Origin of the sequence: Thiolapillus sp., from assembly GCF_048562965.1 — a bacterium.
In the GTDB taxonomy this organism is placed as follows: domain Bacteria; phylum Pseudomonadota; class Gammaproteobacteria; order Chromatiales; family Chromatiaceae; genus Thiolapillus; species Thiolapillus brandeum_A.
On the sequence record NZ_JBHNMF010000274.1, the window covers coordinates 1 to 4,478 of the forward strand.

Annotated in this window: 5 protein-coding genes; all 5 read left to right on the forward strand. The window is 59.1% G+C overall.

Features of this window, described 5'->3' with window-relative positions; genetic code table 11:
* Positions 1 to 176: 176 nt before the first annotated feature.
* Complete coding sequence (locus ACOCD2_RS13030) at positions 177 to 449, forward strand: hypothetical protein (RefSeq protein ID WP_293647931.1); 273 nt, start codon at positions 177 to 179, stop codon at positions 447 to 449.
* 78 nt (positions 450 to 527) lie between these two features.
* Complete coding sequence (locus ACOCD2_RS13035; RefSeq protein WP_293647933.1) at positions 528 to 662, forward strand: hypothetical protein; 135 nt, start codon at positions 528 to 530, stop codon at positions 660 to 662.
* Positions 663 to 680: 18 nt separating this feature from the next.
* Positions 681 to 2,117, forward strand: a complete 1,437-nt coding sequence (locus ACOCD2_RS13040; RefSeq protein ID WP_293647935.1) for a hypothetical protein — start codon at positions 681 to 683, stop codon at positions 2,115 to 2,117.
* 76 nt (positions 2,118 to 2,193) lie between these two features.
* Entirely contained in the window at positions 2,194 to 3,597 is a 1,404-nt protein-coding gene (locus tag ACOCD2_RS13045; protein ID WP_293647937.1) for a radical SAM/SPASM domain-containing protein, read from the forward strand.
* On the forward strand, positions 3,594 to 4,478 hold an 885-nt coding region (locus tag ACOCD2_RS13050; RefSeq protein ID WP_293672768.1), incomplete at its 3' end, for a hypothetical protein. The genes ACOCD2_RS13045 and ACOCD2_RS13050, both read left to right, overlap by 4 nt.

The window sequence follows — 4,478 nt, forward strand, 5'->3', positions numbered from 1 at the left end:
AATAGGTTGTCAAAGGCCGAGTCGATTTTGGGGACTGGGATGTCCCAAAATCTATCACGAGGCCGAAGACACGCTTGCAGTACGATATCAGCTGCAGTTTCGAGGTACGCAAGCTGAGTGAGCAGCCCCAGACGATTGAAGCCGACACCTTCGTGGTCACTCGGATACAACACCTGATGGAAGAGGTGGCATCCTGGCGCCCCGTGAGGCTGGCATCCCTGACACTTGCCGGCGCGGATGTGGACAGCAGCCCGGCGGATATCTTCCTGGGCTATCATTTCTGGCTGCATTCGGAGACACAGCCGGACGTGCTGCGCATGACCTGCCGGGGCGCGTTTTCGGAACCCTGGGATGCCCAGTATCCCACTCTGGGCGAGATCACCGCTGCGCTGGGCAGCTGGGCCAGTCTGAAAACCGGTGCGCAAAGCATACAGCCCGGCAGCTACTGAAGGTATCGTGATATGCGGTTTGCCTTGGGAAAGGTGGGGTAATATGATCGGGTATCCGTTCCCGGACACGGTAAATACATGATTCAGCGACTTCTTTTCCTGTTCTTCATCCTGTTGCTTTCCACCGCTGCCCAGGCGGGGAAGGGCGAGATACGCTTCGTGGAAACTACGGTGGATCTCAAGGCAGACGGCAGCGCCGTGGTGCTCTACTAGGTTCAGTGGCGGGTGACCTTGGGTGAACTGCACGGTTTTTATTTCGAAGGCAATGACAAGCTGAAGGTCGGTATGGCTGTCGATCAGGCAGGCGCCGTAGACAGCCGGGGTAACAAATACCGGCTGGACATCCGCAAGCTCAACCGCGGCAAGTGGGACATCCTGCTGGCCAATGGCCAGGGTGTACCCCAAGGACAGACGGTCACCTTCAACCTGCCGTTCAGGACGGATTTTCATGTGGCAGGTTACCTGGGGCCGACCACGGCGGATGATGGCCGCGAACTGGTGTATTTTAACTGGGCGCCGGTGCAATGGGACGAAGCCGCCAACCAGGACCACTACACCCTCAAGATTCTCACGCCCTATATGTTGCCCGACAAGCAGGTCAATCCCCGCCAGGTGGTGGACAGCGGGCGCCTGGTGCTCACCGAGCCCTGGGTGAACGAGAAATACCTCATCGATTACCAGCGTGGGCCGAACAACCGCCTGCTGATCGTCTTCCACAAGAACAACCCCGGCAACCGCTATCACATGCGGGTACAGTTCTACCTGCCGGCCGGGTGGTTCAAACTGACGGCCCGGCCGGTACAGCGGGCTACTGCCGTGCCGGGACGCGGGGAAAGCGCGGGGAATTCCTGGCTGCTGGTGCTCGGCCTGGCGGTCATCGGTGCCTTCTTCGGCGTGGTGAAAGGCAAGCAGCGTTCCATGTTCAAGGCCAGGGAGGGGCTGGACGAGATCCGCTGGGAGAACCTGGACTGGACGCCGCCCAAGCTGATTCTTTCCGAGTTCCGCAAACCCGGCAAAGTGTGCAAGGACCTGACGCCCCTGGAGGCGGCCTTCTATCTGGAGATCCCTTTCAAGCTAATCGTGTCCTCCATGCTCAACTCCATGGTGCTGGAGGGCTTTCTAAAGATCGAATCGGAATCGCCCTTGCGGGTGAAGGTGCTGCAGCCACCCAACCTGCACGAGCTGGATGAATACGAGCAGCTGTTCTACCACTCCCTGGCCGATGACGGTGAGTTGTCCCAGGCCGAGCTGGAAGACCTGATGAACACGGCGGTGAAGAAGGTGCAGCTCAAGGCCTGGGATGCGGATATCGAGGCGACCCAGGAATACTACCGCAAGCAGGTCGAGGACTTCATCAGGCAGGCGGGTATGGGGGCTGCTGTCGGTGAACAAACGGGCGCCAACAACTGGTATTTCTGGTATCACAACCAGCATCCCTATTACCAGCGGCGCTGGCGCTATGACAATGATCCGGCACGCTATGCCACGGACATGCCGGTCACGGTGGACCATATCATCCATGGCCCCCTGAACACTGATATCGCCATGGAGCTGAATGTCTGCCATGACGCCTGCCATTCCGCCTGTCACAGTGCTTGCCACTCGGCCTGTCATTCCGCTTGCCACAGCGCCTGTCATTCCGCCTGCGTCAGTGGAGGGTCGCACTGATGGCGATGATCTGGAGATACCCCCATGCCGCAGGCCTGGCTGTAGGTCGGGCTTCAGCCCGACAGGATGACGGCAAATGCTGAAGCATTTTTTCCGCCGCTCCGGACCCGTGCCCGCCAACATGCCCGACCTAACCTGGGTGGACGAGTTCATCAGCAATGTCGGGCCCTACATCTTCGTGCGCACCGAAGACAATATCCTGATCAAACGCCCCAACCAGGCGCAAAAACTCAATGCCCAGGGGGCGCAGATTCTCAAGTTTCTCCTTGATGGCGGCAAGATAGCGGCTGTCATCCGGGGGCTGGGAAATGACAGCACCAGGCTGGAGCAGCTGGCCTTGTTTCTGCACGGTGTACGGGGTGTGCTCGAAGGCCATGTCACGGCGGATTCGGAGCACCCCGGCGTGGAAGTCGAAACCTTCAGCCGCCATTTTTCCGACCTGCCCATCCTTTCCGAGGTGGCCATCACCTACAAATGCAACCTGCGCTGCGTCTTCTGCTACGCGGGCTGCAACTGCACCACCCAGCCGGTGAATGATGAAAAAGTTATGAGCGTGACAGAGATCCGTGCCGTGCTGCACAAGCTCTGGCATGAAGGCAAGGTGCCGTCCGTGAGCTTCACCGGCGGTGAGCCGACGCTGCACAAACAGTTGCCTGAACTGGCGGCTTATGCCAAAGAACTGGGCATGCGGGTCAATCTCATCACAAACGGCACCCGCATCAATGCCGGCCTCGCGCAGCGACTGGCGGACGCCGGCCTGGATTCGGCCCAGGTGAGCCTGGAAGGCACCACAGCAGCAATTCACAACCTGGTCACCCAGGGGCAGTCGTCCTTCGACAGGACCGTGGCCGCCGTGGGACACCTGAAGACCGTGGGTATCCGCGTGCATACCAACACCACTATCAACAGACTCAATGTGCATGAAATGCCGGATATGCCGCGCTTCGTGAGCGAGGTGCTGGGCAACGAACGGTTCAGCATGAACCTGCTGGTACCCACGGGCAGTGCCGTGGTGCACACCGACCTCATCGTGCGTTACACGGAAATCGGGGGCTGGCTGGAGAAGATACAGGCGCAGAGCAAGGCCCGCGGCGTGGAGTTTCTCTGGTATTCCCCCACGCCCATGTGCATGTTCAATCCTATTCCTGCGGGACTCGGCAATCACGGCTGCAGCGCCTGCGACGGGCTGATCTCCGTGGCGCCCAACGGCTCGGTCATTCCCTGCGCCTCATACGATGATGAGGTGGGCAGCCTGCTTGAGAATGATCTGGTGGATGTATGGAACGGAGACAAGGCCAAAGCTTACCGCGACAAGGCGCTGGCCCATCCCCAGTGCCGGGAATGCAGCCAGTTCGATATCTGCAACGGCGCCTGCCCACTGTACTGGCGGGAACTGGGCTTCGCTGAACTGGAACGGCACAACGGCTTTAAAAAAGCCGAGGCGCAAGGCTATGTACTGCCCAAGGAGGTGGAAAAATGAACACAGCGGCAGCAAAGGGCATCGGCAATCCGCAGGATACCCTGGTTTTCTGGCTGTGGCGCAACATGCCCTACAACCGGCGCATGCTCATCAGCTTCGGGCTGATTGTCCTGGGCTTCCTCCTGCAATGGTATTCGGGTGAGATCTTCAGCGGCGTGATACCCCTGCTGGCGGGCAATGCCCTGCTGCTGGTGCGCGGCTATGACAACAGGGTGGAATTCAAGGGTTTTGATCCCGGCCAGCAATGGCAGAAGGTGGAGCGCAGGCGCCTGTACGAGCTGGAGGAGCTGGACCGGAAGATGAAGCGCTGGGACCGCAGCTTCATCGATATCACCAATGCCTGGGGTGTGGTCACTTTCGTATTGCTGGTTGCCGGGCTGTTCATGATGTATGTTTTTTTCGATACCCATTCCGCCTACCAGGGGCTGGCGGTCATTCCCGTGGATATGGGCATCCTGCTTCTGCCGCACTGGTTCTTTGGCACCCGCACCCTGCAGCGCAAGCCGGGTCTGCTGATAAAAGTGGGAGTGCTGTTGCGGGTGCTGGATCTTGCCAAGCGCCCCGGTCTTCAGCGTGATGCCATGATGCTGCTGAAAGGCAAGGAAAAAGCCATGCCCGAGGATGTCAAGATCCGGCTCCTGCCGGACGATGCGCCGGAGGATTTTCTCGGCCTGTACGGGCAGGTGGTTATCAATAACGTGCAGGGCAAGTCCTACCCTTATTTCTACATGGTACTGGTAGCGCGCCCGGGTATGGGACTGCAAGCGTGTCTTCGACCTCGTGATAGATTTTGGGACATCCCAGTCCCCAAAATCGACTCGGCCTTTGACAACCTATTTGTGCCCCAGCCGTCCTGGTCACCAAGCACTACGCAACAACTT